Origin of the sequence: Rhizobium pisi (genome assembly GCF_003938655.1) — a bacterium.
GTDB classification, from domain to species: domain Bacteria; phylum Pseudomonadota; class Alphaproteobacteria; order Rhizobiales; family Rhizobiaceae; genus Rhizobium; species Rhizobium pisi.
In genome coordinates this window covers 18,670-32,528 of record NZ_RJJT01000029.1, presented here as the reverse complement: position 1 = coordinate 32,528, position 13,859 = coordinate 18,670, and the positions used below count along the sequence as shown (strand labels likewise).

Annotated in this window: 13 protein-coding genes and 1 pseudogene; 8 read left to right on the top strand and 6 right to left on the bottom strand. The window is 60.8% G+C overall.

The window, feature by feature from the left end:
- Positions 1-49: 49 nt before the first annotated feature.
- Positions 50-2,176, bottom strand: coding sequence for a calcium-binding protein (locus EFD55_RS28950; RefSeq protein ID WP_125849959.1), 2,127 nt, complete (start codon positions 2,174-2,176; stop codon positions 50-52).
- Positions 2,177-2,436: 260 nt separating this feature from the next.
- Here EFD55_RS28950 and EFD55_RS28945 point away from each other — a divergent pair, with 260 nt between their 5' ends.
- Positions 2,437-4,809: an alpha-amylase family glycosyl hydrolase gene (locus tag EFD55_RS28945; protein WP_125849957.1), complete on the top strand. Its 2,373-nt coding sequence runs from the start codon at positions 2,437-2,439 to the stop codon at positions 4,807-4,809.
- Between the two features lie 27 nt (positions 4,810-4,836).
- On the opposite strand, the gene EFD55_RS28940 is transcribed toward EFD55_RS28945, so the two are convergent.
- The gene (locus EFD55_RS28940) at positions 4,837-5,025 is read right to left on the bottom strand and encodes a hypothetical protein (protein WP_125849955.1); all 189 of its coding nucleotides are present in this window, start codon (positions 5,023-5,025) and stop codon (positions 4,837-4,839) included.
- Positions 5,026-5,208: 183 nt separating this feature from the next.
- On the opposite strand from EFD55_RS28940, the gene EFD55_RS28935 reads away from it, so the two are divergent.
- The 6 genes from EFD55_RS28935 to EFD55_RS28910 all read left to right on the top strand — a co-directional run bounded on the left by EFD55_RS28935 (position 5,209) and on the right by EFD55_RS28910 (position 10,817).
- On the top strand, positions 5,209-5,604 hold the full coding sequence (locus EFD55_RS28935) for a hypothetical protein (RefSeq protein WP_125849953.1): 396 nt from the start codon (positions 5,209-5,211) through the stop codon (positions 5,602-5,604).
- Between the two features lie 164 nt (positions 5,605-5,768).
- Complete coding sequence (locus EFD55_RS28930; RefSeq protein WP_125849951.1) at positions 5,769-6,599, top strand: metallophosphoesterase family protein; 831 nt, start codon at positions 5,769-5,771, stop codon at positions 6,597-6,599.
- Positions 6,596-7,777 (top strand): ABC transporter ATP-binding protein, encoded by a 1,182-nt coding sequence (locus tag EFD55_RS28925; protein ID WP_125849949.1) that lies wholly within the window; start codon positions 6,596-6,598, stop codon positions 7,775-7,777. The genes EFD55_RS28930 and EFD55_RS28925 overlap by 4 nt, the downstream gene beginning before the upstream one ends.
- Entirely contained in the window at positions 7,770-8,693 is a 924-nt protein-coding gene (locus EFD55_RS28920) for a carbohydrate ABC transporter permease (protein ID WP_125849947.1), read from the top strand. Before EFD55_RS28925 ends, EFD55_RS28920 begins: the two co-directional genes overlap by 8 nt.
- Positions 8,690-9,526, top strand: coding sequence for a carbohydrate ABC transporter permease (locus EFD55_RS28915; protein WP_125849944.1), 837 nt, complete (start codon positions 8,690-8,692; stop codon positions 9,524-9,526). Before EFD55_RS28920 ends, EFD55_RS28915 begins: the two co-directional genes overlap by 4 nt.
- Before the next feature lie 25 nt (positions 9,527-9,551).
- Positions 9,552-10,817, top strand: coding sequence for an ABC transporter substrate-binding protein (locus EFD55_RS28910; RefSeq protein WP_125849942.1), 1,266 nt, complete (start codon positions 9,552-9,554; stop codon positions 10,815-10,817).
- A 68-nt stretch (positions 10,818-10,885) separates the two neighbouring features.
- Here the strand turns inward: EFD55_RS28910 and EFD55_RS28905 are convergent.
- Positions 10,886-11,865: pseudogene (locus EFD55_RS28905) on the bottom strand (substrate-binding domain-containing protein).
- A gap of 268 nt (positions 11,866-12,133) precedes the next feature.
- On the opposite strand from EFD55_RS28905, the gene EFD55_RS28900 reads away from it, so the two are divergent.
- A complete protein-coding gene (locus tag EFD55_RS28900; RefSeq protein ID WP_125849940.1) occupies positions 12,134-12,502 on the top strand; it encodes a hypothetical protein in 369 nt (122 codons plus the stop codon).
- 33 nt (positions 12,503-12,535) lie between these two features.
- Here the strand turns inward: EFD55_RS28900 and EFD55_RS28895 are convergent, their stop codons facing one another.
- Genes EFD55_RS28895 through EFD55_RS28885 form a run of 3 tightly spaced genes read right to left on the bottom strand, consistent with a single transcriptional unit; the run spans position 12,536 to position 13,843 of the window.
- Positions 12,536-12,997 carry a DUF411 domain-containing protein gene (locus EFD55_RS28895; protein ID WP_125849938.1) on the bottom strand — a complete coding sequence of 154 codons (462 nt, stop codon included), beginning with the start codon at positions 12,995-12,997 and terminating at the stop codon, positions 12,536-12,538.
- 56 nt (positions 12,998-13,053) lie between these two features.
- Entirely contained in the window at positions 13,054-13,341 is a 288-nt protein-coding gene (locus EFD55_RS28890) for a copper-binding protein (protein WP_125849936.1), read from the bottom strand.
- A gap of 22 nt (positions 13,342-13,363) precedes the next feature.
- Complete coding sequence (locus tag EFD55_RS28885; RefSeq protein ID WP_125849934.1) at positions 13,364-13,843, bottom strand: cupredoxin domain-containing protein; 480 nt, start codon at positions 13,841-13,843, stop codon at positions 13,364-13,366.
- Positions 13,844-13,859 lie beyond the last annotated feature (16 nt).

Below are 13,859 nucleotides of genomic sequence, written 5' to 3'. Positions count from 1 at the left end.
TCATTGTATTCGATTGTGGTGGAAGCGGCCGGAACGGCCGCTATCCCTATCAGAGAAGGTGGAAATCGCTGAAGTGAAGTGCGGGAGACTTGTCGAGATCGGCGACATGGACTGCGCTGCCCGCTGCGCTTCCATCCGCGTCAAAGAATAGAGCGCCGCTGGTCTGATTGTAGATCAGTCTATCATCGGCCTCGAGCGCTTTCGTTCCCAGAACGAAATTCTCATCCGAAAATCCGGAGAGGCTGAGTGCGGCGAAAATCGCATGGTCGAACAATAGCTTGTCGCCCGCCGCGGAAGAGAAATCCCGGATCTTGTCGACGCTGAGATTGTCGGGCTTCACGTCGAAGACGAAGGAATCGGCTCCGCCGCCGCCGGTCAAAATGTCCGCGCCGGCTTTCCCGATCAGCTTGTCGCTACCGAGCCCGCCGGTCATCTGATCGGCGCCTTTGCCGCCATTGATAATGTTGCTTCCGTCGTTGCCTGTGAGAACGTTGGCCGCGTTGTTGCCTGTCGCGCTGAGATTGGCCGTTCCGGTCAAGGCGAGGTTTTCGATCGTTCCGGCGGTGCGTGTCTGATCAGCCAGATTGAAGGAGATCGAAGCATTGATGGTGTCCTTGCCGGATGCGCCTGTTTCATCGGCAAAATCGCCCGTATTGTCGACCACATAGGTGTCGTTGCCGGCGTGCCCCGACATGTGGTCGGCGCCCGTGCTTCCATCGAGGATATTGTTGCCGGAATTGCCGGTGAGAACATTCGCCAGGGCATTCCCCGTGCCGTTCAGATTGGCGGTGCCGGTCAGCGTCAGATTCTCGACATTTCCGATCGTATGCGCGGTATCCTTGAGGCTGAAGCTAATCGACGACATGACGGTGTCGGTCCCACCGCCTTTGCTTTCGTCGACGATTTGGGCGGGGTTGCTCACGGTGAAAGTGTCGTTGCCGGTGCCGCCGTAGAGATGGTCGCCGGCCGGTGGAGGCGTGCTGGCGCTGCCGCCCTTGATGTTGATGATCAGGGGATGGTCGACGACGTCAAGCGTCAGGGACGAAACGTTGCTGAGGCTCTTGATTGCCGCCGTTCCGCTCAGAGGATCAAAGACCTCCACGGCGCCGAAGGAGGCCCCGAGATTGATCTTGACGCCTGACGTCGCGGCTTGAATGGCGGTGTCGGAGGCCTGGTTCCAGATGTCGGGCTCGTTCCAGATGATGATCTGGTAGCTGCCGTCCGATTTTTCCGTGAGCAAACTGTGTGCGGACGACGGCAGACCGTCGATCGAATAGTTGAGGGCCCCCGCGCTGAAGCTTGCCTTGGTCGCGCCGCCGTCATCGAGGATTTCGGTCATATTGTGGATTGCCGTCGCTGCCGGCTTGGCGGAATAGTCGAGATGAAAAAGGCCGAAATGCTTTTCTTGATTGGTGCCCTGCGGATCGGAATAGGCGTCCAGCAGTTCGTAGATGAACGTGTTTTTCGATCCGAGCGCTGCCCCGTCCATCAATGTATTGAGCACGAGCTTTGCCTGCGTCGCTTCACTGACGCCTTCCCAGCCGCCATTGGTGTCGGCGGTCAGCGAGGTGTGATAGCCCGTCTCGGTGACTGCAAGCGGCTTGCCGGGATCGGCAGCGCGTTGAACACCGGATTCCCGGGAGAGCCAGGAATATGGCTGGTCGCCATCTTTCGCGTAGGTGTGGATCGTCGTGTAGTCGGACGCGGAAGCGACGGTATATCCGGTAAAGCCGAGGACCGGGATATTCTTCAGCAAGGGATCTGCGTTGACGGCGGCAAACAAGTCCTTCTGATAGGCGAGCGCGGCTGCCTGGCCGCTGAGGCCGTGATAGCCGACCGGCCAGTTGTTGACTTCGTTCGGACCTTCGATGCCGACGACCGAACCGGGATGGGCCTGCACGAAGGTATGCAGCCGCTGGGCGACGGTCGCGGGGTCCACTTCCCGCTGGGCGCTGAAGACGAATTGCACGCCGGCTGCGGCCGCATCGCCGAGATGCGTCTGACCGTTGGGATCGGAAGCGGTGTTGGGGGCATGATCGCGGACCGTGTCGAGGCCAAGATAGTCGAGAGCTTTGACAACTTCACCGACATTGGAATATTTTCCGTCTGTATAGTCGATATGTGTGTCGATGCCAAAGGAACGAATAATATCGTTTATTCTAACAGCTTGAGCCATAAGTTTTTCTCCCAGTTTACAAGGGAATCGGCTGTGGGAATATATCCCCATTTGCTGAAGCCGAATCGATTTAATACACGGGGAGGGCCGTGCAGTGTTGCCCGTTAACCATGATTTATTGTTCTGAATGTGACCTGCGTCGCATCGCAATTGCTGCGGAATTGGTGCTTGCCTTTTTGCATTCAGCCTGCTGATCATGCCGCCTGAGACGGCCCATACCCCATTGCATGACGTAATCCGATGCAGGTTTGGAGGATCCGATGACCGTCAATGTTCAATTCCGGTTTCGCAGTGGCTTGCCGTCGACGGAATTCGACAATGTCCGCCTTCGTGGCAGTTGGGACGAGCACGGTCGGCATTCGAACGATTGGACGTCCGTTCCTATGCGGCGTTCCCATGACGAAGACGGATATGAGGTCTTCATTGCAGATGTTTCCTTTCCAGATGCCGGGATCGGCACAAATTTTCGCTGGGGTATCGAGCTGGATCGGCCTGATACACCGAACCTCTGGGCGATCGCCGCCGAATTGGATGACGAGACCTCGTCGCGTCGTGAACGTGCTTTCGATCTCCAGCGGGACATGGCGCCGCAGATCTACTATCTGACATGGATCGGCCGTCTGGGGGCCAATCGGGTTGAAAGGCCCGGCGCCGCCGACGGCATTCGCTTCTCGGTCTGGGCGCCGAACGCGAAAGAGGTTTCGCTCGTGCTCGCCGATCCCGCTATCGGCTATATCGCCGACGACGGCACCGGCACGGACGCGACCATCGGCATGAGAAGGGCCACGGATGGGTTCTGGATCGCTGAAACCGGCGATGATGGCACACTTGCCGATTTCGACGGCATGGTCGGCACGCCCTATATGTACCGCGTTACCAAGGACGACGGATCATTCGCCTACCGGACCGATATCTGGTCTCTCATGCAGATCGGCGCCGGAGATTTCGATCCCGACGGCGCAATCTATCGCGGATCGCCGGCGGCATTGGACGGACCGCAGAGCTGCTCAGTCGTCTGCGATCCGAAACGGGTGGTGCTCCCTTCAGGCCAGGAGGTTGCCGCCGAGGCTTTCTGGGCGGACGAGTTCGTTGCCGGACGGCTGCTTCAGGATCGGCTCGAAAATCTTGTCATTTATGAATTGCATGTCGGCGCTCTTGGCTTCGGCAAGTCCGCCCCCGGAACGCTCGATGACGCCATCGCATTCGTCGCCCATCTTTCGGCGCTGGGCGTCAACGCCGTGGAACTGCTGCCGATTGCGGAATTCGAGACCCGGGCCAATTGGGGTTACGGCACGTCGCATTTCTTTGCCGCGGACCACGGCGCGGGCGGCACAGACCGGTTGAAGATGTTCGTCAAGGCGTGCCATCAACAGGGCATCGCCGTCATCCTCGATGTTTGTTACAACCACTTCGATCCGGACGGCGAGCGCGCGCAATGGGCCTATGATTCCAACGATCACACGCGCAATATCTATTACTGGTACGAAGGACGGCCGGAGGACTACGCCGATCCCAGAGGCGGATATATCGACAACATCTCCACGGGATGGGCGCCTGCCTTCGATGAAGAAGCCGTGCGCCAGCTTTTCATTTCGAGCGCCGCCTTTTTCGTCTCCGTCTGCCATATCGATGGCTTCCGGTTGGATCAGACGAGCTCGATCCATCAATATCCGGTTCTGCACGCCGATGGCCGTCGCGCTGATCGGGCCGCGGCCTTCGGCGCCAAATTCTTAAAGCAGTGGACCCGCACGATGCGGCTGATCAAACCGCAGCTTTTCCTGACGGCCGAAGATTATTCCGACTGGTCGGCGATGACGGAACCGAGCCTGACTGGCGACGGACTCGGCTTCGACGCGACCTGGTACGGCGATTTTCATCACAATCTCGTCGAATATCATGGCGGTGCGCAGGCGCAGCTGCTGAAGAATGCCGGTTTCGGCGACGAGCGGCCTCTGACCATGTCGTCATTTGCCGGCGCATTGCGCACGAGCGCGCGATCAAAGGTGGTCTACAACCAGTCGCATGACGATTGCGGCAATCGAGAGGGATCGGCGCGAACTGCTGTTATCGCGGTCAATTTCGCGCCTGTTGTCGGCGAAACCCGCAAGTGGGCCGAGGCGCGATCAAGGTTCGCTGCAGCGATGACGCTGCTGTCGGCCGGGACGCCGATGTTTTTCATGGGCGAGGAAATCGGCGCCCAGAAGCCCTATCGCTACGATGATTTCCTCGACAACCGGGAGAATATTCTAGGCGAAGCCAAGAATGGCGGAGCGGGATTGCTCAGCTGTTATCGCGACCTGATCGCACTCAGCATCCGCGAAGCAGCTATTCGTTCGCGCAACATCGCCATTCCCCTAATTCATGACGAAAATCGGGTAATCGCATTCCACCGGTGGAACGACGGCGAGGATTTCCTTGTGGTCGGATCGCTGAACGACGCTCCTTTCGATGACGGTTATTGGCTGCATAGCGAACGCCTGGGAGATGCCCTCTGGGAGGAGGTCTTTAACACCGATGCTCAGGAATATGGCGGCTGGAATGTCGGCAATGGCGGCGCAAAGATCAGGGCCACGGCGGGAGCGCTCAATGCCGTGCTGCCTGCGGCAGGTGTTCTTGTCTTCCGCAGGCTGTGACGCTTGCCGCCTTGGGCGGCGGGAACCTCAGGCGAAGCCGAGCGGCAGGTTTTCCAGTTTCCTGTCAGCGCCGTAATCGCGTTCATGCGGCGAGCGGCGACGGCCGTCACGGCGGATGGACAGATCGATTCGGTTTTCGGCAAAGATCCCATCGGGATAGGTGCCGGTGTCATGGCAATCGCCGTCGATTTTCGGGGCAAGGATTTTCAGAATCATCGGGGGTTCCTCCGCAACGTACCGGACCGCTTGGCTCCATTTATAAATCCCGAATTATTAATAAATTAACCATAAACGCCGGCGGAAGACGCATTCGGCTCGACTGCTTGCGGCGTCGAAAGGCGTCTCGATGGAACTCCGAACCTTGCTCGCCGTTGATGTGGTGAGCACAGGAGGTTTCCCATGCAATTGATCGAAACGCGGGTGACGCAGGCTGGCGGCTTCCTTGCCGTCGAATTTCTGGGTGAGGGAGGGGAATCGATTTCCGTCAGGATCGACAACTCCAATGGCGAACTCGATGAGAAAACGGCGGTGGATCACGCCAAGGTCATGATGGTTCAGCTGACGGCATTTACCGGCACCGGCACGGATGGCAGCGTCAACCGTTACGATGCCCTGAGCAACGGCAACTTCGATGAAGGCAGCAAGGGCCTTCTCGGCCAAGCCAGTGCACGTTCGAGCAAAGATCGCGAAACGCTGGAGGACGAACTCGAGGAGGGACTTGAGGACACATTTCCTGCGAGCGATCCCGTCTCGGCAACGGTTTCATCCATCCCCGCCAATGCGCCGCGCCGCTAATCCGCGGACGGCGGGTTAGCGTTCGCATGACAGATTGATGTCACAACTGAGAAACAGCTGAAAACATCAGATATCTGTTTGACATGGGAGCCTCCTAGAGAGGTGCCAAGGAAGGGACGCGTGTGACGACATCTCGCGCTTCCCCTGTCTTGGAGATGCGCCCCATGAAAATCATTCAGATCACCGACACCCATTTCAGCCCGAACAAGCCGCACTTCAACGGCAATTGGGCACCGCTCCTGACATGGATCGAGGAGACGGGCGCCGATCTGATCGTCCACACCGGCGATCTCACCGTCGATGGGGCCGACAAGGACGAGGATATCACCTTCTCGATGGATCTGATGCGCCAGATCTCGATCCCGATGCTGATTGTTCCCGGCAATCATGACGTCGGCCACTTCAAAGAATCCGATCAGCCCGTCAATGACGAGCGACTTGCGCGCTGGCGCAGCCTTGCCGGTGACGACCGCTGGCTGGAGGATACGGCCGGCTGGCGCTTCGTCGGGCTGAACTCGCTGCTTCTTGGCCATGAGGACGACGAAGAGGAGGCCCAGTTCGAGTGGCTCGCCAAGGCGCTTTCCGAAAGGGCAGGGCGGCGCGTGGCGCTCTTCGCGCACAAGCCGCTGTTCGTCGACGCACCCGATGAAGGCGATACCGGATATTGGAGCGTTCGTCCTGCTCAGCGGCGCCGGCTCTATGAACTGATCGCGGCCCACGACGTGGCGCTTTTCGCAAGCGGCCATCTTCACTGGGCCTGGCAGGGTCGTTTCGTCAATACCCAGCTGACCTGGGGGCCGTCGGCCGCCTTCGTCATCGACAAGATGGAGCGGGAGATGCCGGGCGACCGCCTGATCGGCGCCGTCATCCATGAGTTCGGTGCCGATGTCGCAAGCACGATCGTCGCTATTCCCGGTATGACCGCGCATGTGCTCGACGATGTCGTGCACGAGGTCTATCCGCAGGCGGTCAAGCCGCGGGAGCCCGTCGAATGAGCGCGCTCTCGCTTCACGGTATTACCAAGGCTTTCGGCGGCAACCAGATCCTCAATGGCGTCAGCCTCGATGTCGGTGCCGGCGAATTCATCGCGCTAGTCGGCCCCTCCGGCTGTGGCAAGAGCACGCTGCTTCGCGTGCTCGCCGGCCTCGATCATGCCGACCACGGCGAGATCCTGATCGGTGGGCGGGACATGTCAGGTGTCGCCGCCGCCGACCGCAACATTGCCATGGTCTTTCAATCCTACGCGCTCTATCCGCATCTGACGGCCTCTCAGAATATCGCCGTGCCGCTGGCAATGCGCCGGCTGTCGAGGATGCAGCGGCTGCCCTTTCTGGGATCGCTGATGCCGGACCAGCGGACCATTCGCACGACGATTGCCCGCGACGTCAGGGACATGGCGACTTCACTGAAGATCGACCATCTGCTCGACCGCAAGCCCGGTCAGATGTCGGGCGGCCAGCGTCAGCGCGTGGCGCTCGCCCGCGCCATGGTGCGCCAGCCGAGCATCTTCCTGATGGATGAGCCGCTGTCCAATCTCGACGCCAATCTGCGCGTCCATGCCCGCGGCGAGATCGTCGAGCTGCATCGCCGCGCCGGTGTGCCGACGCTCTATGTCACCCATGACCAGGCGGAAGCGCTGTCGATGGCGGACCGTGTTGCCGTGATGATGGGCGGCCGGTTGCTGCAGATCGCAAGCCCGGAGGTGATCTACGACGATCCCGCCCATATCGAGGTGGCACGCTTCATCGGCCAGCCGCGTATCAATCTGCTGCCGGCGGAAGCCGAGAACGGTGTCGTTGCTTTCGGCGATATGCGCCTGACGCTGGAAAACCCGCCTGCCGGCAAAATACCGGTCACGCTCGCCATTCGCCCCGAGTTCGTGTTTCTCGACAGGAACCGCCAGGACGGGCTTGCCGCCCGGATCGAGCGCATCGAATTCCTCGGGTCGGAAGTCATCCTCTATTGCCGTCTCGATGCGATCGGCGAGAGCGTGATCGCCAAGGTTCAGCCGCCCGAAGCCGCAGGCCTTGCAGCCGGCGACCCGGTCGGATTGCGGCTGTCGTCGGGCAGGACAATGGCTTTCGCCGAGGACGGCAGCCGGTTGGCCGCTCGCGCCGAGGCCGGTGGCGGGTTCGCCGCAAGTGACATCAAGCGGGAGAGGGCACATGGCTAGCGTCGTCTCCATGGCCGTGCCAGGCAATCCCGCTATTGCGCATCGGCGCAGCGAGGCCCGCATCGCCTGGATGCTGGTGCTGCCGGCGATCGTCCTGCTTTTCCTCTTCGTGCTTTTGCCGGTGGCATCCGTCATCGTGCTCGGCTTCACCGATTTCGAACTCGGCTACGGCAAGTTCCGTTTCGTCGGCTTCGAGAATTACGCGCATTTGATCACCGACCGCACGTTCTGCAAATCGCTGTGGAATACCACTGTCTACACGGCAATCGTCGCACCCGTATCGATTCTTCTCGGGCTCGGCATCGCCATGCTGATCGAGAGCGAGACGGCAGCACGCAGCTTGTTTCGCACCGCCTATTTCCTGCCGGTCGCCTCGTTAATCGTCGCCATGGCAACCGTCTGGCAATATATGTTCCATCCCACCATCGGCCCCATCAATGCGCTTCTGGCGCTTGCAGGCCTTCCCGGCCCGAACTGGCTGGGCAGCTCCGGCACGGTCCTCTACAGCCTGTCGATCATCGGCGTCTGGCAATCGGTCGGTTTCAACATGGTGCTGTTCCTCGCCGGGCTGACGGCGATCCCGCGCGAGCTCTACGCGGCAGCCGAAGTGGACGGCGCCAGATCCTCGTTCGATCGCTTCCTGCTGGTGACCTGGCCGATGCTCGGGCCGACGACGCTCTTCGTCATCACGATCAGCATCACCAATGCTGTGAAGGTCTTCGAGATCGTGAAGACGCTGACGGACGGCGGCCCGAACAAGGCGTCGGAAGTGCTGCTCTTCACGATCTACCAGGAAGGTTTCGTCTACCTGCGCGTCGGCTACGCCTCGGCGATGACGGTGGTCTTCCTCCTGATCCTGGTGGTGCTGATGTTCCTGCAGTACCGCATTCTCGATCGCCGGGTGCATTACACATGATGACCAGCGCTTTTTCCCTCGGCAGGATCATCCGCCTGACGCTGCTTTCTCTCGGCGCGATCATCTTCCTGTCGCCTTACGTCTTCATGATCTCGACGGCTGGCAAGGCGCAGGGCGACATCTTTACCTCGTCGCTGTCGCTGATCCCCACGCACCTCACCTATGTCGAGAACTTCACCAAGGCCTTGAGCCGGGTGCCGATGGCGCGGCTCCTGTGGAATGGCGTCGTCGTCTGCGGGCTGATCTTCTTCTTCCAGATACTGGTGGCGATCCCCTGCGCCTATGCCATGGCGAAGCTGCGCTTTGGCGCCGCCCGGGCCATGATGGTGCTTGTCATGCTCGGCCTTCTCGTGCCGATCCATGCCACCGCGCTGCCGCTCTATGTCGCCTTTGACCGCGCCTCGTTGCTCAACAGCTATGCCGCCCTTGTCGCGCCCTTCACCATTTCGGTCTTCGCGATCTTCATGTTCCTGCAGTTCTTCCGCGCCATGCCGGATGATCTCATCCACGCCGCGCGTCTCGACGGCATGTCAGAGCTCGGCATCGTCGCCCGCGTCATCGTGCCGAATGCCTGGCCGGCGGTCACCGCCTTTGCCATCTTCTCGGTCGTCGCCCATTGGAACGACCTCTACTGGCCGCTGATCGTCATCAGCAAGCAGGACTACGCCACACCGCCGCTCGGCCTGATGTATTTCCGCGCCGCCGAAGCCGGCGACGACTACGGCGCGCTGATGGCGGCGACCCTCATCATTACCCTTCCCCTCGTCGCCGCCTTCCTGCTTGCGCAGAAGCGTTTCGTCGAGGGCATTACCATGACCGGTCTCAAAGGCTGACCGGCTTCAACCAGGAGAACGAGCGATGAAACATATCACCCAGCTTCTCGCCGCAGCGGCCGTATCCTTGGCAATCGCGCTTCCCGCGCATGCCGAGACGACGCTGACGGTTCATTACCCGATGCCGGGCTTCTTCAAGGACGTGATGGACACGATCTCGAAGAAATTCATGGAAGAAAACCCCGACATCAAGATCCAGTTCGCCAGCCCCTCGGCGACCTATGAAGAAGGTATCCAGACGATCCTTCGCCAGGTCGGCACCAGCGAAATGCCCGATATCACCTTCATTGGCCTCAATCGCCTGCGCATGCTCGACGAGCGCGACGTTGCCGTCGATCTCGGCCCGCTCGTCAAGAAAGACGGCAACATGGCCGAGCAGGGCTTCTCCGATACGATCCTCAAGCTCGCCCAGGTCAAGGGCAAGCAGGTGGGCCTGGCTTTCGCCACCTCGAACCCGATCATGTATTACAACGCCGATCTCGTGAAGGCAGCCGGCGGCGATCCTGAAAATCCGCCGAAGACCTGGGATGAGGTCATCGCGCTAGGCGGCAAGATCAAGGCGCTCGGCAATGGCGTCGATGGTATCGATTTCCGCTGGCAGGGCGACGACTGGATGTTTTCGGCACTGCTCTTCGGCGCCGGCGGCAAGATGCTGAGCGACGACGAAAGCAAGGTCGCCTTCAACGGTCCGGAAGGTCAGAAGGCCGTCGAAGTCCTGCATCGTCTGGTCACCGAAGGCGGCATGCCCGTTTTCACCAAGCCCGCCGGCGAACAGGCTTTTGCAGCCGGCAAGGTCGGTTTCGAATTCCAGACAACAGGCGCATTGCGCAACACGATCAAGAATGTCGGCAACAAGTTTGATCTGCGCACCGCAAAAATCCCGCTGATCGATCCGGTGAACGGCCATCTGCCGACGGGTGGCAACGCCGTCGTCATCCTGACGCATGACGCCGCCAAGCAGGACGCTGCCTGGAAGTTCGCCAAATTTGCAGCCGGCCCTTACGGCGCCTCCGTCGTCGCGCCCGGCACCGGTTATGTCCCGAATAACGAGCTTGCCGCCAAGTCGCCCAAATATCTCGGCGATTTCTACAAGCAGAACCCGTTGTTCCAGGCAGGTCTTAGCCAGATGCCGGTCATGATCCCTTGGTATGCCTTCCCCGGCTCGAACGGCGTCAAGGTCACGCAGACGATCGTCGACAACCTTTCGCGCATCGTCGACCAATCTGCCGAGCCGAAGGAAGCGCTCGACGACGCGGCTGCCGATGTCGAGGGCATGCTGCCGCGCAGCTGATCGGCTACATCAGCAGAAATGAGGCAGGGCCGCCACGCCGACGTGGCGGCCTTTGTGTTTCGCGGGTTTCAGATGGCACGCACCGTGCCGCCGCGGCGCAGCACATAGGCGACATCGAGATGGCGGGCCGGGGCGGCATTCTCCGCCATGTCGAGAAGCAATGAGGCGGCCGTCGCGCCCATGCTGGCGTCGGGCATTTCGATCGTCGTCAGCGGCGGGTCGATCAGCCTGCCGATGGTGATGCCGTCGAAGCCGGCAACCGAAACATCTCCCGGCACCGAAAGCCCCTCGCGCTTCAGCGCGCCGATAACGCCGAGCGCAAGGAGATCGTTGGAGGCGACGATCGCTGTGGGAGAGAGTGAGGTCATCACGTCGCTCAGATCGAGCTGGTCATAACCGCCGACAAAGGGAATCTGCACGGCATCGAGCGGTGTCAACCCGGCTCCGCCATGGCATCGAGATAGCCTAGGTAGCGCAGTCGCGCACGATCGGAGGCGGCAAAATTGCCGGAGAGGAAGAGAATGCGGCGGTGGCCCATGCCGATCAAGAACGTTGCGATCTCGCGGCCGGCGCCGCGATTGTCGACGGTGACGGCCGCCTGAAACTGCGCCGTCGGCAGATTGTGGAGCAGCACGGTCGGCGGGAGCTTCGCAAGCAGCGCCTCGCTGGTCGATGGATCGCAAACAGTCAGGATCAGCCCGGTCGGCCGGTCGTTCAGGAGTGCTGCAACGGCATCGGCCTCGCGCGCCGGATCGTAGTTCGATTGAGCAATCAGAACGCCGTGGCCGGCCACCAGCATGCGGTTCTGAATGCTTGATAGCGACGAGGCAAAGACAGGATTGGTGATGCTCGGGATCAGCACGCCGACCACGGGCCTGCGTCCTAGCCGGCCGACGGCAAGGCCGGCCGGCCGATAGCCGAGCTCGGCGGCGGCCCGGCGCACCTTGCGCACCATCAGATCACTCGCCGGTCCCTTGCGGTTGAGAACGCGGCTTGCGGTCGCCAGCGAGCAACCCGCCCGGAATGCGACCTGTTGCAATGTGGCCATTGGCAGCACCTCCTGGCGACGGCATCAGGCGCGTTCCCTTAGGCGCTTTCGATGACATTGGTCTGACACCCGGCCGTCGGCCTCGAGCAGGCACACTCAGGAGCGGCGTTTGACTACGCGCATGTTCATCTCCGAGCGAAGCGTGACGATCACCGCCATCAAAACGAGGCTGCTTGCACTATCTGACGCTCGGCCAGACGCAATATGCGATCGTAGCGAGGCCGAGGATATGATAGAACTGGAATGCATTTGACCACGGGAGGGGTAAATGCGCCGAGTCCTTCTGTCTCTGATCCTTTGCGCGCAGCCCGCATCGATGTCGGCGGCGTCCGAGCTCGCTGTCTTCCACACCGCTTCGTTCGGCGGCAGCCGGTCGGTCAGCCTCAGTTTAGCGGAGGGAACTGCGTCCGGCGATCCCGCCTTCGATTTCGACGTCGTCATTACGCTGTCGGAATTTGACGGTGGCGGGACAGTGCTCTATCGGGACGGAGGAAGACACCAGGCGAGTGTGCGCTGCGTTTCGCCCGCCATGGTCCGGATCAACTCTGCCGACTATGCGATCGACGTGTCGGCGCAGCCGGGAACCGACTGGAAATACGATCTCTGGGCAGCGCTCTGCACCGCTCCGGTTTCCTGACCGGCAGTACGACATGGGTAATCGATCGCGATGTCATCCCTTCTGAGGGCGGACCCGCATGAACACGTATGGCGCGCCTGTCCCCGAGGGGATCGCATAGACGTCAAAGGATGCCTGGGGGTCGTCGCCCATCCCCAGCGAGCCAGGTGGCATGCCCGGCACGGCCAATCCTCGGACCGGCGGCTGCTCCCGAAGCAGACGCTGGATGGCTTCGAGCGGGACGTGTCCCTCAAGGTAGTATTCGTCGACGATGGCGGAGTGGCATCCTTCCATGTCGGCAGGCACGCCCAGCCGTGCCTTGACCGCGGCAAGGTCGTCGGTGTCGCGGACATCGACGGAAAATCCTGCCCCAGCCATCGCCTTCGACCATTCATGACAGCAACCGCAGTTTGGATCCTTGTAGACTGTCATTTTCGCCGGGGCGGCGGCGCGGACTCCTCCGTCAACGAACGCCAGGGCGGATGCCGCCATCGCGATGAAGCTTCTCCTGTGCATCGTCTCCACTCCTCGACGTCCTGCCGCCCGGCCTCGATCCGGGCGGCAGGAGGTAGCTATTTTACCTCGGTGACGGTCAGCTTGCCATTCACGCGTTCGGCAACGAACTCGATGTTCGAGCCTTCCTTCAGCTTTTCAAGCAGAGCCGGGTCCTCGACCCGGAAGACCATCGTCATTGCAGGCATGTCGAGGTTCTTCAGATCCTCGTGCTTGATGGTGACCTTCTTCGCCTTGGCATCGACCTTGTTGACGACGCCCTTGGTGAATTCCTCAGCGAATGCGCCGAACGCAGCGCTGGCCGAGAGCAGGGCGGCTACGCCGATTTTGATCATTGCGGATTTCATCTCTGTGTCTCCTTAGTTTCGATTACTTTCCGGCGACGCTGACATCGCCGTGCATGCCGGCCTCATAGTGGCCGGGGATCAGGCAGGCGAACTTGAACTCGCCGTCGGTGGTGAACTTCCAGACGATCTCGCCGGACTGGCCGGCCGGAAGGCGGATCGAATTGGCATCGGCGTGTTCCATTTCCGGGAACTTCTCCATGACCTTCTTGTGCTCCATGATCTTGTCTTCCTGATCGAGCACGAACTCGTGGTCGACGGTTCCGGCGTTCTTGATCGCGATCTTGACCGTCTGTCCCTTGCGGACGTTGAAGACGGCAGGGGTGAACAACATCTTCCCGTCTTCGGTTTCCTTCATCGTGACGCGGATGGTCTGCGTCGCCTTGGCCTTGTCGCCGGGTTCTCCGACGGCCATCTTCTCACCATGGCCGCCGGCGTGGTTGCCGGAGGCGAACGCGGGGATCGCGAGGGCTGCGAGAGCCAGTGCCAGTACAAAATTCTTCATGCGTAGATCCTTTTTT